The 14,414-nt window shown below is 69.7% G+C and carries 12 protein-coding genes; 1 reads left to right on the forward strand and 11 read right to left on the reverse strand.

From position 1 onward, the window contains the following. Positions 1 to 29: 29 nt before the first annotated feature. The 6 genes from G7071_RS16565 to hisD form a co-directional block, all read right to left on the reverse strand. Positions 30 to 1,472 (reverse strand): condensation domain-containing protein, encoded by a 1,443-nt coding sequence (locus G7071_RS16565; protein WP_166320489.1) that lies wholly within the window; start codon positions 1,470 to 1,472, stop codon positions 30 to 32. Between the two features lie 5 nt (positions 1,473 to 1,477). Further along, on the reverse strand, positions 1,478 to 2,905 hold the full coding sequence (locus tag G7071_RS16570) for a condensation domain-containing protein (protein WP_166320490.1): 1,428 nt from the start codon (positions 2,903 to 2,905) through the stop codon (positions 1,478 to 1,480). Between the two features lie 196 nt (positions 2,906 to 3,101). After that, a complete protein-coding gene (gene hisH, locus G7071_RS16575) occupies positions 3,102 to 3,737 on the reverse strand; it encodes an imidazole glycerol phosphate synthase subunit HisH (protein ID WP_166320491.1) in 636 nt (211 codons plus the stop codon). Continuing rightward, a complete protein-coding gene (gene hisB, locus G7071_RS16580; protein ID WP_166320492.1) occupies positions 3,734 to 4,351 on the reverse strand; it encodes an imidazoleglycerol-phosphate dehydratase HisB in 618 nt (205 codons plus the stop codon). The genes hisH and hisB overlap by 4 nt, the downstream gene beginning before the upstream one ends. After that, a complete protein-coding gene (locus tag G7071_RS16585; RefSeq protein WP_166320493.1) occupies positions 4,348 to 5,472 on the reverse strand; it encodes a histidinol-phosphate transaminase in 1,125 nt (374 codons plus the stop codon). The genes hisB and G7071_RS16585 overlap by 4 nt, the downstream gene beginning before the upstream one ends. Then, the gene (hisD, locus tag G7071_RS16590; RefSeq protein WP_425489400.1) at positions 5,469 to 6,809 is read right to left on the reverse strand and encodes a histidinol dehydrogenase; all 1,341 of its coding nucleotides are present in this window, start codon (positions 6,807 to 6,809) and stop codon (positions 5,469 to 5,471) included. The genes G7071_RS16585 and hisD overlap by 4 nt, the downstream gene beginning before the upstream one ends. Positions 6,810 to 6,891: 82 nt before the next feature. On the opposite strand from hisD, the gene G7071_RS16595 reads away from it, so the two are divergent. After that, positions 6,892 to 7,557 carry an LON peptidase substrate-binding domain-containing protein gene (locus G7071_RS16595; protein WP_166320494.1) on the forward strand — a complete coding sequence of 222 codons (666 nt, stop codon included), beginning with the start codon at positions 6,892 to 6,894 and terminating at the stop codon, positions 7,555 to 7,557. Positions 7,558 to 7,578: 21 nt separating this feature from the next. On the opposite strand, the gene G7071_RS16600 is transcribed toward G7071_RS16595, so the two are convergent. The 5 genes from G7071_RS16600 to G7071_RS16620 form a co-directional block, all read right to left on the reverse strand. Further along, on the reverse strand, positions 7,579 to 8,109 hold the full coding sequence (locus G7071_RS16600; protein ID WP_166320495.1) for a hypothetical protein: 531 nt from the start codon (positions 8,107 to 8,109) through the stop codon (positions 7,579 to 7,581). Next, positions 8,106 to 11,663, reverse strand: coding sequence for a DNA polymerase III subunit alpha (gene dnaE, locus G7071_RS16605; protein WP_166320496.1), 3,558 nt, complete (start codon positions 11,661 to 11,663; stop codon positions 8,106 to 8,108). Before dnaE ends, G7071_RS16600 begins: the two co-directional genes overlap by 4 nt. 88 nt (positions 11,664 to 11,751) lie before the next feature. Further along, complete coding sequence (locus G7071_RS16610; RefSeq protein WP_166321257.1) at positions 11,752 to 12,762, reverse strand: DUF2332 domain-containing protein; 1,011 nt, start codon at positions 12,760 to 12,762, stop codon at positions 11,752 to 11,754. Positions 12,763 to 12,800: 38 nt separating this feature from the next. Continuing rightward, positions 12,801 to 13,502, reverse strand: a complete 702-nt coding sequence (locus G7071_RS16615; protein ID WP_166320497.1) for a GNAT family N-acetyltransferase — start codon at positions 13,500 to 13,502, stop codon at positions 12,801 to 12,803. Next, positions 13,492 to 14,358, reverse strand: a complete 867-nt coding sequence (locus G7071_RS16620) for an RluA family pseudouridine synthase (RefSeq protein WP_246210663.1) — start codon at positions 14,356 to 14,358, stop codon at positions 13,492 to 13,494. Before G7071_RS16620 ends, G7071_RS16615 begins: the two co-directional genes overlap by 11 nt. Between the last annotated feature and the right edge of the window lie 56 nt (positions 14,359 to 14,414).

Consider the following 14,414-nt stretch of genomic DNA (forward strand, 5'->3'; position numbering starts at 1 on the left):
GAGGTCCGCGTGCCCCGGGACGTCAGCCCTTACGCAGGAGAGCGGTCCCGGGGCTTCTCTGCGCGGTGGGCGGCCTCGAGCGGCACGCCCAGGTGGGCCCGCAGGGTGTCGCGGACGTGCTCGAAGAACATCCAGACGTTGCTCACGGCGATCGGGGTGTCCGGGACGCCGCACATGACGTGCGTGCCGCCCGGCATCCGGTTGATCCACACGTTCACGTCGTCGTCGTCCCCTCCCCCGGTCAGCCCATGGAAGCGCTGCTCGTCCCACCGATCGTTGCCGGGGACCATCCTGCCGTCGAGGTAGGAGACGATCGGCGGTCGCTTGGTGCTGTCGGTCTCGAAGCCGAAGACCTCCGAGATCAGCTCCATCACGCGCAGGACCGGGACGTCGGCGCACACCTGGGCGGCCCTGAACGTCTCGCGCACCCGGCGCGCGATCGTGACGAGGTCGTCCTCGGCAGCGACGTCGACATGGATGGGCGTCAGGTTGACGAACCAGCCCATCGCCGGCAGGTGCTCGGCCGCGGTCCGGGTGTGGATCGGGTTGAGGAAGCGGTATGCCGAGCGGCCGGCCAGGTCCCGAGCCGCGATCGCGCAGGCGGCATAGACCATGGAGGGGAAGGTGGCGCCGTCGCGGCGTGCCAGCCCCTCGAGGGCTTGGGTCTGTGGGCCGTCGAGCAGGTCGATCCGTGCCGGCACCAGGGGCTCCTGCTGGCCGGACTCCAGTCCGAGGTCCATCGGGAAGGTCGCCAGGGCGCCCAGGTCCTTGAGGGCGTAGTCGGCCCAGTAGCCGATGGCGGGGTGCTCGATGGTGACCTCGGCGGCGAGGTCGCGCTCCGTCTGGGCGAAGTCTGTGTAGCTCACCACGGGCGGCAGCACGGCTTCGCGTCGCTCCTCCTGCGCGGCGTAGAGCTCATTGATCTCGGTGAACGCGATCAGGGAGCTGAAGCCGTCCGAATAGCAGTGGTCCTGGCCCAGGTAGACGGCCGACCGACCCTCCGAGACGACCGCCACCATGGTGTAGCCCAGCGTGTCGAACGGGGTGCACACCTCGTCGAACAGGGGGCCGACGATCGCGCGCAGCGCCCCCATGTCCTCGACGGTGCCTGCGGCCTCGGCGACGAACTCGATGTCGTCGACATCGAGGTCGTAGCGGGCGTACCCCTCGTCCTCGGCCGTGAACCAGCCCTGCAGGACCCCGTGGCGGCGGACCCAGGTCGTCAGGGCTCCCGCCAGGACGGCGGGGTCGACCCGGCCGTCGCGCTCGAACGCTATGCACAGCCAGCTGGCGTCACGCTTGTCGATGCGTTCCATGGCCAGGCGCAGGTCGAGGTGTGCAGCCTGCAGATAGGAAGGCTGCGCGTCCGATCGTCGTGCCCGGGTCATGGCCAGCTGCGTGCGCGAGCTCGGACGCAGGATCCACACGTCGCCGGTGACGGTCTCGTGGTCGTCGAGGCGGGTCATCTGCATGGCGGTCACGCTCCTGGGGTCTGAAGGGACGGCACGAGCTCGCGCCGCGGGTCGAGCGAGGACAACAACGCGGTGCGCATGGTCACGGCGAGGCTGGCGACCCAGCTAGCGCACTGGCGACTGTCGGGGTGGCGCACCTCGAGGAAAGTGCCCGAGGGCAGGCAGCTGATCCACGCGTGCATCTGGTCGCTGGGCGGGACCCGGCCGAGGAACCCCCTTGCCTCGGTCGCGCGCCAGTCGCGCCACCCCGGGCAGTGCTTGGCGTCGATGAAGGACACCACGAGGCTCGGATCGACGGAGGTCTCGAGCAGGTCGCCCACCAGGGCGAGTGGGATCCGGCCCGACGGGGCCGAGCGCGCCCAGGCGGCTCCGATCGCCGCGGTCGAGTCGCGCAGCTCGGCCGCCGGGTCGACGTCGACCGTCAGCGGGGCGACACCGGCGAACCAGCCCATGGATCCCAGATAGGGGCTCGAGCGCCCGTGGGTGGACATCATCGTCCTGATCGTCGACGGGCCCGGGCCCTCCTGGGCGGCGATGGCTCGGAGCAGCAGGGCGATGAAGGACAGGCCGTACGAGACGCCCCAGGACCCACAGAGCTCGCGAAACGCGCTTGCCTCGCCAGGAGCAGCGACCGGGAGCGACACCAGGTCGTGGGACAGCTGGCCACCGCGACGCACCCCACTGGCCGCCGGGAGCGCCGGGACCCGCCCGGACTCGTCGAGCAGCTCACGCCACGGCCCCAGGAGCGGGTCACGCGAGGTGAGGGAGCGGGCGAAGCCGCGCTCGTCGACCGCGTGGTCGAGATGGCTCCCCGAGAGGGCCAGCGCCGGGTCCGGAGCATCGCCGGCAGCGAAGACCCGGTGCAACAAGGGAATCTCGGCGGCAACGGTGTACATCGAGTAGCCGTCGAAGGTCACGTGGTCGAAGGCGGCGACCAGGGTGACTCGCCCCTCCGACTCGATGGTCACGAAACCGGAGTGCGGCCAGGCCACGGGGTTGGCCGTGGCGCCCAGGTGGGCCATCACGGCCGCGTGCGTCGCCAACGCCGTCTCCTGACGCCCGAGCGGCACGGGCTCGAACTCCACGACGCCAGCGGGCAGCACGCGGCGGACGAACGGCTCGGCCCGCCCCGGCGCTCCGCCGGGCGTCGCGAACGGGGCCACCGTGTAGTCGCAGCGCAGGCTCTCGTGCCGGTCGAAGAGGCTCGCAAGCGCGGCCGCCACCGACGCGGGCCGAGCGTCGGCCAGCAGGCAGGCGACCGCGATCCACGGCACCTCGTCCGCATCCTGGTGGTTGCGACCCGACGGTGCCGACAGGTGTCGCTCCTGGTCGTGCGTCAGTGGTCGCGGGTCCGCAGGACATGCCTCCAACGCCGCCCGGCTGGTGCCGGTCGGCACCCAGGCGATGACCTCGCCAGGGCGCACGTCACCCACCCCGAAATGTGACAAACGCATTAACCCCTGCCTCCCAGCTCAGGTCATGACTCCCAGTTGCAACTCCCAGTGCAAACCGTAGTTACCTTCCCGCGGGCAGCGCCGTGTGTCAACCGTGAGCAGGCAGGAGCACCCGACGCGTCTCACGCGTCAGGACGACTGGGGGAACCCGAGGCGAGCAGGCTCACCGACAGCCTCAGCGCAGGGAGTCGACCCAGTTCCTCAGGAGCGCCGCCCCGGCGTCCCCGGACTTCTCCGGGTGAAACTGGGTGGCCCAGAGCGGGCCGTTCTCCACCGCGGCGACGAACCTGTCGCCGCCGTGCTCGGCCCAGGTCACGAGCGGTGCAGCCGTCCGGTCGTTCGTCTCCAGGTCCCAGCTGCGAGCGGCATACGAGTGCACGAAGTAGAAGCGCTGGTCCTCGACGCCGGCGAACAGCGCGGATCCCTGCGGCACCGACACGGTGTTCCAGCCCATGTGCGGCACGACGTCGGCCTGCAACCGCGACACCTCCCCCGGCCACTCCTCGCAGCCGACCGTCTCCACCCCGTGCTCGACGCCGCGCGAGAACAGGATCTGCATGCCGACGCAGATGCCGAGCACCGGACGCCCGCCCGCCAGTCGACGCCCGATGATCCGCTCGCCCTTGATCGCGCGCAGCCCGGCCATGCACGCTGCGTAGGCGCCCACCCCGGGCACCACGAGGCCGTCCGCCTCGAGCGCAGCCGTGAAGTCACCGGTGAGGACCACGTCCGCGCCAGCACGCTCGACGGCGCGCACGACGGAGCGGAGGTTGCCGGACCCGTAGTCGAGGACGACGACGGATGGGCTCACAGAGTCCCCTTGGTCGACGGCACTCCCTGCTCGCGCGGGTCGAAGGCGATCGCGTCGCGGAAGGCGCGGGCGAAGGCCTTGAACTGCGCCTCCACCAGGTGGTGGGGGTCGCGGCCGGCCAGCACGCGCACGTGCAGCGCGAGGTGGGCGTGGAACGAGATCGTCTCGAAGACGTGACGAGTCAACGATCCCTGGTAGGCCGCGCCGTTGACGTCGTTGCCACCGATGGCGACATAGATCTGGCCCTCGGGCTCGCCGGTGTGCACGCAGTAGGGACGACCGGAGACGTCCACGACCGCCTGCACCAGCGCCTCGTCGAGCGGGACAGTCGCGTCGCCGAAGCGCCTGATGCCGGCCTTGTCACCCAGCGCCTCGCGCAGCGCCTGGCCCAGGACGATGGCGGTGTCCTCGACCGTGTGGTGGGCGTCGACGTGGGTGTCGCCGTTGGCGTGCACCACCAGATCGACCAGGGCGTGCCGAGCGAACGCGTGCAGCATGTGGTCATAGAAGCCGACGCCGGTGGAGATCTCGGCGCGACCGGTGCCGTCGAGGTCGAGCTCGAGCTTGATCTGCGACTCCTTGGTCGCTCGCTCGATGCTGGCTGTGCGGCTCATGTGCTGCCTTCCGTTGGCTGAGGCCTCATCGGCTCGGTCTTCATCACGTCGATCAGGGCATCCTTGAAGGCCATCATCTCGTCCGGGGTGCCGATCGAGACACGCAGCCATCCCTCGGGCCCCGTCTCGCGGATCAGCACACCGCGGTCGAGCAGACCCTGCCAGACCGCACGACGATCGGCGAACGTGCCGAACAACGCGAAGTTGGCGTCGGATTCGGCGACCTGCAGCCCTTGCTCGCGCAGCCACGCCACGCAGGAGTCCCGCTCGACCCGCAGATCGGCCACCCGGCCGAGGAGCTCGGGCGCGTGCCGCAGCGCGGCCAGCGCCGTGGCCTGGGTGACGCTCGAGAGGTGGTAGGGCAGGCGGACGACCCGGATCGCGTCGCAGATGGCCGGGTCGGCGGCGAGATAGCCCAACCGGGCTCCGGCCAGCGCGAAGGCCTTGCTCATCGTCCGGGTCACCACGAGGTTGCGGTGTGTGGGGAGCATCTCGAGCGCGCTGGGCGTGCCGGTGCGGCGGAACTCGGTGTAGGCCTCGTCGACCACGACGATCCCGCCCTCACCCACTGCCTCGCACAGGGTGGAGACCGCTTCTGTCGGCAGCGCAGTGCCGGTGGGGTTGTTGGGCGACGGGAGCAGGACCACGCTCGGCCGGCGCTCCTCGACCAGTGCCCGCGCCCGGTCGAGGTCGAGGCCGAAGTCGTCCTCGCGCTTGCCGACCAGCCACTCGGTGTGGGTGTCGCGGGCATATTCGGGATACATCGCGTAGGTCGGCGCGAAGCTGAGCGCCGCGCGGCCCGGTCCACCGAAGGCCTGCAGGAGCTGCAGCATCACCTCGTTGGAGCCGTTGGCCGCCCACACCATGTCGGGCGTGATCCCGCTGCCGCCCGAGGTGTTGAGGTATGCCGCGAGCCCCTCGCGCAGGGCAGTGAACTCGCGGTCGGGGTAGCGGTTCAGGGTCGTCGCTGCCGCGCCCGCAGCCGCGGCGATGTCGGCCGCGGTCGCGGGCGAGGGACCGTAGGGGTTCTCGTTGACGTTGAGCTGCACGGGCACGTCGAGCTGCGGGGCGCCATACGGCTCGATGCCTTGCAGCTCCTCCCGGATCGGGGGGAAGGTCATCGCTCGACCGGGCCCTCGAAGCGCACGGCGACGGCCTGGCCGTGGCCGGGCAGGTCCTCGGCCTCGGCCAGGGTGACGACGTGGTCGGCGACCTCGGCCAGGGCGTCGCGGGAGTAGTCGATGACGTGGACCGACTTCAGAAAGGCGCGCACCGACAGGCCACTGCTGTGGCAGGCGCACCCTGCGGTGGGCAGGACGTGGTTGGAGCCTGCGCAGTAGTCCCCCAACGACACGGGGGAATAGCCGCCGACGAACACGGCGCCGGCGTTGCGGACGCGGTCTGCGACCGCCCGCGCGTCGCGCGTGTGGATCTCGAGGTGCTCGGCGGCATAGGCGTTGACGACGTCGAGGCCCTGCTCGACGTCGTCGACCAGCACGATGGCCGACTGCTGCCCGCCGAGGGCGGTCTGGATGCGCGCGGTGTGGCGGGTGGCGAAGACCTGCTTGTCGAGCTGGGCGTCGACCTGGTCGGCGAGGTCCGATGAGTCGGTGACGAGCACCGAGGCGGCCATCGGGTCGTGCTCGGCCTGGCTGATCAGGTCGGCAGCGACGAAGGCGGGGTCGGCGGAGTCGTCGGCCAGGATCGCGATCTCGGTCGGCCCCGCCTCGGAGTCGATGCCGACCACGCCGCGGAGCACGCGCTTGGCGGCGGCGACATAGATGTTGCCCGGACCGGTGACGAGGTCGACGCGGCGGCACGGGCCGGCCCCGTGGGCGAACATGGCGATCGCCTGCGCTCCGCCGACGGCATAGACCTCGGTGACGCCCAGCAGCGCGCACGCGGCCAGGATGGTGGGCTCGGGCAAGCCGCCGGAGCCCTTCTGCGGCGGGCTGCTCAGCGCGATCGACCCGACACCGGCAACCTGCGCCGGCACGACGTTCATGACGACGCTCGAGACCAACGGCGCGAGGCCGCCGGGGACGTAGAGGCCGACCCGGTCGACCGGGACCTTGCGGTGGGTCACGACCGCGCCGGCGCCGAGCTCGGTCGTCACGTCGGACTCGAGCTCGGCCTCACAGGTCAGGCGCAGGCGGCGGATCGACTCCTCCAGGCCCCGGCGGACGGCTGGATCGAGCTCCTCGAGGGCCTGGGTCAGGACCTCGGGGGGTACGGCGATGTCTCGGGTGTCGACGCCGTCGAACTGCTGGGAGAACTCACGGATGGCGTCCACCCCGCGGGTCCGGACCGCCTCGATGATCGGCTCCACGACATGGGTGGCGGTCTCGACGTCGAACTCCGCGCGAGGCACGACCGACCGATAGTCGAGCTGCTCGCCCGCACCGGTCGCCCTGAGGTCGATCCGGCGCATGCGCGCCGGCGTTCCGCTGGTCTCCATGGCTCGATTCTAGGGAGTGGGAGCCAACGACTGAGCACGTTCACCGGGCGATGGACATCACGTGTGGCCTAGGTTGGCGCCTGTGACCAGCACGCTGCCGATGTTTCCGCTCAACACAGTGCTGTTCCCCGGCATGACGATCCCGCTGCACGTCTTCGAGGACCGCTACCGCGCCCTGGTCCACCACCTGCTCACGATCGACGACCCGGCGGAGCGGCTGTTCGGGACGGTGGCCATCCGCGAGGGCTATGAGGTGGGCGAGCACGGCGCCCAGTCGCTCTACCGCGTCGGCGTACGCCTGCAGCTGACCGAGGTCGAGGCCAACCCCGACGGCACCTTCGAGATCGTCGCCACGGCCCGCGACCGCATCGTGCTGGGTGACCTCGAGCCGGCCGGTGACTTCACCAACGGTGCCGTGACCGAGTCCCCCGACGACCCGGACACCGGTCCCAGCGAGCTGCACGACCGGGTGCGTGCGGTGTTCACCGCCTACCGGGCGGCAGTCAGCCACATGCAGGGCACGACGTTCAGCGGCACCCTGCCCCGCGACCCGGAGTATCTGTCGTGGACCCTGGCTGCACTGGCCCCCCTGCCGATGGCTGAGAGACAGTCGCTGCTGGAGGCGAAGAGCCCCCGGGCCCGGCTAGAGCTGGTGGCAGAGCTGCTGCGCGAGGAGCTCCGTGCGATCAACGTGATCCCGTCACTTCCCGCCACCGAGGTCGCCCGGACCGCCTGGTCCCCCAACTGAAGGGGCCTGCGGCGACGACAATCAGGTCCGTCGCGACCGCGAGGTGAGCAGGAAGACGTAGACAGCCGCGAGCATCGCGCCCGTCGGGAACGCCGCGAGCGCACTGGAGTCGAAGGTGAACACGAGCGGGTCCGCGTCGGCGCCGGCAAGGCGCAGGTCGCTCGGCAGCCTGGTGTAGTCGGTCTCGCCCGCCGCAAGGATGCGAGGATCGGGCGGTCCGAGCGCGTGACCGACCTTGAACATCACCCACCCGGCCAGCATCGACCCGATCGCGAAGGCGACCAGGCTGGTCAGCTCGCGCCGGGGCAGGAACCACCCCAGGACGAAGGCGGTCACCCCGCCGGCCACGAGCGCCACGACGACGTACCAACCGGTCCCGGCGAACCCGTGGTCGGGACCCGCAGGGTCGAGGAACCAGTCACCGCGGAAGACGACCCCGGTCGGCGGGGACCACAGTCGTTCCCACACGACCCCGGCCAGGGCACCGACCACGACGAAGACGGCCACGATGAGCCCGGCCTGCAGGGCCGGTCCGACGAACCGGCGCATCATCCCGACAGGCACCCCGGCCCGAGGAGCTGCTTGAGGTCGGCGAACAGGGCCGGTGACGGCGTCACGCGATGGTGGTCACCCACCTTGAGCACGATCGTCTTCTCACGCATCCTGACGTTGAGCAGGACCTCGGTGACACCGGGGTGGGTGGCCAGGACCTCCTTGAGGCTGTCGACGACGCCCGGGTTGATCCGGGTCTGGGGCAGGTTGACCGACACCGGGCCGGACGGCCCGTCGGAGAGGTCGGGCACCGTGACCTCCTGTGCGCGCAGCTCCGGCTGGTCCTTGTCGCGAGAGAGCTGGCCCTTGACCCGGATGATCGCGTCCTCGACCAGGTGGCCCGCAGCCAGCTGGTAGGCGCTGGGGAACAGCAGCACCTCGATGGCGCCGTCGAGGTCCTCGAGGGTGACCGTGGCCCAGGAGTCGCCCTTCTTGGTGATCTTGCGCTGGACGCTGGTCACCAGGCCGCTGATCGTCAACGTCGACCCGTGGGCGCGTTCCTCGTCGAGCATGAGCTGGCCGATGGTGCAGTCGGTGCCGGTCTGGAGCACGTGCTCGAGACCGAGGAGAGGGTGGTCGGAGACGTAGAGGCCGAGCATCTCGCGCTCGTGGCCGAGCAGCGTCATCTTGTCCCACTCGTCGATGTCGGGGATCGTCACGCTCGCGCCGAAGCCGCCGTCGGCCTCGTCGAGCCCTCCGAACAGCGAGTCCTGGCCGATCGCCTCGTTCTTCTTCACGTCGATGGCCTGGTCGACGGCGACCTCGTGGACGGTGACCAGCGCCCGGCGCCGGTGCGACATCTCGTCGAAGGCCCCGGCCTTGATCAGCGACTCGATCACGCGCTTGTTGCAGACGTTGACCGGGATCTTGTCCATGAAGTCGTTGAAGTCGGCGTAGCGCCCCTTCTCCTCCCGGGCCGTGACGATGCCGTCGACGACGTTGGCGCCGACGTTGCGGATCGCGGTGAGGCCGAAGCGGATGTCGGTGCCGACCGGGGTGAAGTCGGCGTGCGACTCGTTGACGTCGGGCGGGAGCACCTGGATCTTCATCCGGCGGCACTCGTTGAGATAGATCGCCGACTTGTCCTTGTCGTCGCGGGTCGACGTCAGCAGCGCGGCCATGTATTCGGCCGGGTAGTTGGCCTTGAGGAACGCCGTCCAGTAGGAGACCAGGCCGTATGCCGCCGAGTGGGCCTTGTTGAAGGCGTAGTCGGAGAACGGCAGCAGCGTGTCCCACAGGGTCTTGATGGCGCCATGGCTGTAGCCGCGCTCGCTCATGCCCGCGGAGAAGCCGGCGAACTGCTTGTCCAGCTCCTCCTTCTTCTTCTTGCCCATCGCGCGGCGCAGGATGTCGGCCTGGCCGAGCGTGTAGCCGGCGAGCTTCTGCGCGATCGCCATGACCTGCTCCTGATAGACGATCAGGCCGTAGGTCTCGCCCAGGACGTCCTCGAGCGCGTCGGCGAGCTCCGGGTGGAGTGCCTCGACCGGCTCGCGGCCGGTCTTGCGGCGGGCATATTTGTTGTGGGAGTCGGCGCCCATCGGGCCGGGGCGGTAGAGCGCGCCCACGGCCGAGATGTCCTCGAACGTGTCGGGCCGCATCGAGCGCAGCAACGCCCGCATCGGACCGCCGTCGAGCTGGAAGACGCCGAGGGTGTCGCCGCGCTGGAGGAGCTTGTAGGTCGCCTCGTCGGTGAGCTCGAGATCCTCGAGGACGATCTCCTCGCCGCGATTGACCCGGATGTTCTTCACCGCGTCGTCGAGGACGGTGAGGTTGCGCAACCCCAGGAAGTCCATCTTGATCAGGCCGAGCGACTCGCAGGTGGGATAGTCGAACTGGGTGATCATCGCCCCGTCGGCGGGCCGCTTGAGCATGGGAATGATGTCGAGCAGCGGCTCGCTGGACATGATCACGCCGGCGGCGTGGACGCCCCACTGCCGCTTCAGGCCCTCGATGCCCATCGCGGTGTCGACGACCTTCTTGACGTCGTGGTCACCCTCGTAGAGCTGGCGGAACTCCCCACCCTCGCCGTAGCGCTTGTGCTCGGAGTTGAAGATCTCCTGCAGCGGCACGTCCTTGCCCATGACGGCTGCCGGCATGGCCTTGGTGATGCGGTCGCCCATGGCGAACGGATAGCCGAGGATGCGCGAGGAGTCCTTGACGGCCTGCTTGGCCTTGATGGTGCCGTAGGTGACGATGTAGGAGACCCGCTCGTCGCCATATTTCTCGGTGACGTAGCGGATGACCTCGCCGCGGCGGCGCTCGTCGAAGTCGATGTCGAAGTCGGGCATCGAGACCCGGTCGGGGTTGAGGAACCGCTCGAAGATCAGACCGTGGACCAGCGGATCGAGGTCGGTGATCCGCATCGCGTAGGCGACCATCGAGCCGGCGCCGGAGCCACGCCCCGGACCGACGCGGATGCCGTTGTTCTTGGCCCAGTTGATGAAGTCGGCCACGACCAGGAAGTAGCCGGGGAAGCCCATGCCCGTGATGACGCCGACCTCGAAGTCGGCCTGCTTGCGCACCGCGTCGGGGATGCCGGCGGGATAGCGCACGTGGAGGCCGCGCTCGACCTCCTTGACCAGCCAGGAGTTCTCGTCCTCCCCGGGCGGGCAGGGGAACTTGGGCATGAACGTGCCGCTGCCCTCGGTGAAGGCGACGTCGCAGCGTTCGGCGATCCACAGCGTGTTGTCACAGGCTTCGCGCAGGTCGTACTTGTCGACCCACAGCGAGCGCATCTCCGCCGCCGACTTGAGGTAGTAGCCGTCGCCCGAGAACGCGAACCGTTGGCCGGGGCCGTCGCCGGCCGGGATGTCCATCGTCGAGCCGGAGTTGATGCACAGGAGGTGTTCCTGGCTGGCGGCGTCTTCCTGGTTGACGTAGTGGGAGTCGTTGGTGGCCAGGAGCGGGATCCGCAGGTCCTTGGCCAGCCGCAGCAGCCCGTCGCGGACGCGGCGCTCGATGTCGAGCCCGTGGTCCATCAGCTCGAGGAAGTAGTTGTCGCGTCCCAGGATCTCCTGGAAGTCCGCCGCGGTCTGACGGGCCGCGTCGTAGTTGTCGTGACGCAGGTGGACCTGGATCTCGCCGCTCGGGCAGCCGGTCGTGCCGATGATGCCCGAGCTGTGCTGGGCGAGCAGGTCGCGGTCGGCGCGCGGATTCTGGAAGAAGCCGTCGCGCCACGCCCCGGTCGAGATCCGGAAGAGGTTGTGCATCCCCTCGGTCGACTCGCTGAGCAACGTCATGTGAGTGTAGGCGCCGCGGCTCGAGACGTCGTCGGGACCGCCCTTGTAGAGGTTGACGCGCTTGCGCTCGAAGCGGCTGATGTTGGGCGTGAAGTAGGCCTCCATGCCGATGATCGGCTTGACCCCGGCAGCCTTGCACTGCCGATAGAACTCATAGGCGCCGAACACGTTGCCGTGGTCGGTCATGGCGACCGCCGGCATCTGCAGCTCGGCGGTGCGCTCGGCGAGGTCCTTGAGACGTGCGGCTCCGTCGAGCATCGAGTATTCGGTGTGCACGTGCAGGTGGACGAAGTTGTCCTGGGAGCCAGCCGACATGAGGGGGTCTTCCACACCTTCCGAGGGGTCGCAGGGATGCACGCATCCGGGGGGCACCGACGCGTCCGAGGGGGGGAAGAGCGCCAGCCTACGACAGTGTTCCCGGGCCCACTGACAAGACACTCTCGCCCGGTACGAGCCAGTCGAGCGCGTGCCCGTGGGGATGGGCAAACGCCACCGGGATGCCGTCCAGACCGACCACGAACCGTTGCGCCGGCACGTCCGTCGAGCCGGTGACTCGAGGCAGCACCCCCGGGGCCTCGTTGCTGATCCAGCGACAGTCCCCCGCGCCGACCAGGTCGACCATGACGTCGTGGAACCGGCTGCGGGCCCCGGGTTCGAGGTAGGCGATCACCGCACTGTGGAACACGACGGGCGTGCCGTGCACCCGCGCCTGCGCGACGAGTCCGGGCAGCTCCTCGAGCAGGTCGCCCTTCACGATGTATGCCGACTCCGCGCGCGCGACCCCGATCGCAGCGCTCAGTCGCGCCCTGCGGTCTTCCTGCTCGGGCCAGACGAGGGTGGTCAGCCAGGTCATCGCGTCGTCGTCATCGACGTCGAGCGGGTTGAGGTCGACTCCCCCACGCCAGCTGATCTCGGGGTGGGCCGTGGGGATCGGCACCGGACCGCTCACGGAGGCGGTCAGGGTCGGTCCCCCGCTCCCCGACAGGGCACCGGCAGGGGGCCAGGCGTAGTCGAATCGATCGGGGAACAGGCACAACCCCGCGCTGGCGCCCACCTCGATCAGGCTCAGCGGCCCGCTCACCCGGCCGATCCGCGCGAGGACGGGGGTCAGCGTCGCCAGCCGACCGGCCTCGTTGGTCTGGGTCGAGCGGTGGCGGATTGTCTCCTTGATCGCGTCGCCGTCGGCCAGCAGCGCCCGACGCAGCTCGCTGTAGTCGCTGGGGGCCTCGGCGCCGTGCCAGCGGGCTGCGGCGAAGAGGAGGTTGGGCTGCTGCTTGATCCGTGGCAGGTCGGCCAGCCAGGTGTGGATCTCGGGGTCCCCGGCCACCCCGAGGGCCCAGTCGACGAAGCAGGGCGAGTCGCCCTCGGCATACGCTGCGAACTCGCGATAGCGGTTGGCGACGTTGCCCTCCATCTGCACGCCGCCACGCTACGACACGTCGAGACGGCCGATCAGGAGGCATCCAGGGATTCGCTGATGACCAGGTGCATGATGCGCGCCAGGCGGTCCTCACCGAGGTCAGGCACCAGCGTCGCCATCCGGGCCACGATCTGGGCCTCGCGAGCGGCGTCCCGGCCGCGATCCAGACCGGCGGCTCGCTTGTGCTGCTGCACGGCCCTGGTCAGGGCGACCCTGCGGGCGAGGACGTCGGCCAGGACGAGGTCGGTGTCGTCGATCAGCGAACGGAAGCAGGCCAGCGGGTCGGCGCCGGGCCACATCATCTTGACGTCGGGCGCACCCTCCTCGTTGGCGTGGCCGTCGGTGTGCTCGAGCTCGATCAGGCCGTGCTGGGCATAGAAGGCCCGGGCGACGCGGTTGGACTCGAAGACCCACAGCCCGAAGCCGCCGGCGCGGGTCGACTTGCAGACCTCCAGCAGGGTGGAGCCGATGCCCGAGCGCTGCGCGTCCGGTGCGACATAGAGGCCGTCGAGCCACGTGCTCGTCAGCTTGGCGAAGCCGGACACCCGGGCGTCCGTCTCGGCCACCCACACGTCGTCCTCGCCCAGGTCCCAGGCGGTGACCCAGTCGCGGACCTCCGCGACCGGCCTGGCCAGGGGCGGCATCTGCGCGGTCGCGCGGGCAGCGAGATAGACGTCGGCGATGGTGGGCAGGTCGCCGGCGACGGCCAGTCGGATCGTGGCGTCAGCGTTCATCTCGGATGACCTCGAGCGCATGGGCCAGGTCATCGGGGTACGACGACTCGTACTCGACCTGTTCACCGCTCTCGGGATGCTCGAAGCCCAGCTTCATCGCGTGCAGCCACTGGCGCTCGAGCCCGAGTCGCTTGGTGAGGGTGGGGTCGGCGCCATAGGTGGTGTCACCGACACACGGGTGCTTCAGAGCGGCCATGTGCACCCGGATCTGGTGCGTGCGACCGGTCTCGAGGCGGATCTGGAGCAGGGAGGCGAACCTGTGCGCCTCCAGCGTCTCGTAGTGGGTGACGCTGTGGCGGCCGTCCGCCATGACGGCGAACTTGTAGTCGTGGCGGGGATGGCGACCGATCGGCGCATCGACGGTGCCTGACAGCGGGTCGGGGTGTCCTTGGACGAGGGCGTGATAGGTCTTCTCGACCGTGCGGTGCCGGAAGGCGTTCTTGAGCACGGAGTAGGAGTGTTCCGACTTGGCGATGACCATCACGCCGGACGTCCCGACGTCGAGCCTCTGCACGATGCCTTCGCGCTCCTTGGCGCCGGAGGTCGAGATGCGGAAGCCTGCGCCGGCCAGGTGTCCGACGACCGTGGGTCCGGACCAGCCTGGCGAGGGGTGTACGGCGACGCCGACCGGTTTGTCGATCACCACGATCGAGTCGTCGTCGTGGATGATCCGGATGCCCTCGACGATCTCGGGAACCACCTCGAGCGGATCGGTCTCGTCGGGGAACGTGACGTCGAGCATGGCTCCGGCACTCACCCGGTCGCTCTTGCTGGCAGCGACGGAGTCGACCTGCACCAGCTGCTGGGCGATCAGGTCGGCGGCCTTGGTCCGCGAGAAGCCGAACATCCTCGCCATCGCGGCGTCGACGCGCTCCCCGGCGAGGCCCTCGGGAACGAACACCGTGCGGCGGT

This window comes from Nocardioides piscis (assembly GCF_011300215.1).
Taxonomy (GTDB): domain Bacteria; phylum Actinomycetota; class Actinomycetes; order Propionibacteriales; family Nocardioidaceae; genus Nocardioides; species Nocardioides piscis.

Excerpts from the sequence above, each read along its gene's own strand:
- G7071_RS16565 (WP_166320489.1), bottom strand. The coding sequence starts at position 1,472 with ATGCAGATGACCCGCCTCGACGACCACGAGACCGTCACCGGCGACGTG.
- hisB (WP_166320492.1), bottom strand. The coding sequence starts at position 4,351 with ATGAGCCGCACAGCCAGCATCGAGCGAGCGACCAAGGAGTCGCAGATC.
- G7071_RS16585 (WP_166320493.1), bottom strand. The coding sequence starts at position 5,472 with ATGACCTTCCCCCCGATCCGGGAGGAGCTGCAAGGCATCGAGCCGTAT.
- hisD (WP_425489400.1), bottom strand. The coding sequence starts at position 6,809 with ATGGAGACCAGCGGAACGCCGGCGCGCATGCGCCGGATCGACCTCAGG.
- G7071_RS16600 (WP_166320495.1), bottom strand. The coding sequence starts at position 8,109 with ATGATGCGCCGGTTCGTCGGACCGGCCCTGCAGGCCGGGCTCATCGTG.
- dnaE (WP_166320496.1), bottom strand. The coding sequence starts at position 11,663 with ATGTCGGCTGGCTCCCAGGACAACTTCGTCCACCTGCACGTGCACACC.
- G7071_RS16610 (WP_166321257.1), bottom strand. The coding sequence starts at position 12,762 with ATGGAGGGCAACGTCGCCAACCGCTATCGCGAGTTCGCAGCGTATGCC.
- G7071_RS16615 (WP_166320497.1), bottom strand. The coding sequence starts at position 13,502 with ATGAACGCTGACGCCACGATCCGACTGGCCGTCGCCGGCGACCTGCCC.
- G7071_RS16620 (WP_246210663.1), bottom strand. The coding sequence starts at position 14,358 with ATGGCGAGGATGTTCGGCTTCTCGCGGACCAAGGCCGCCGACCTGATC.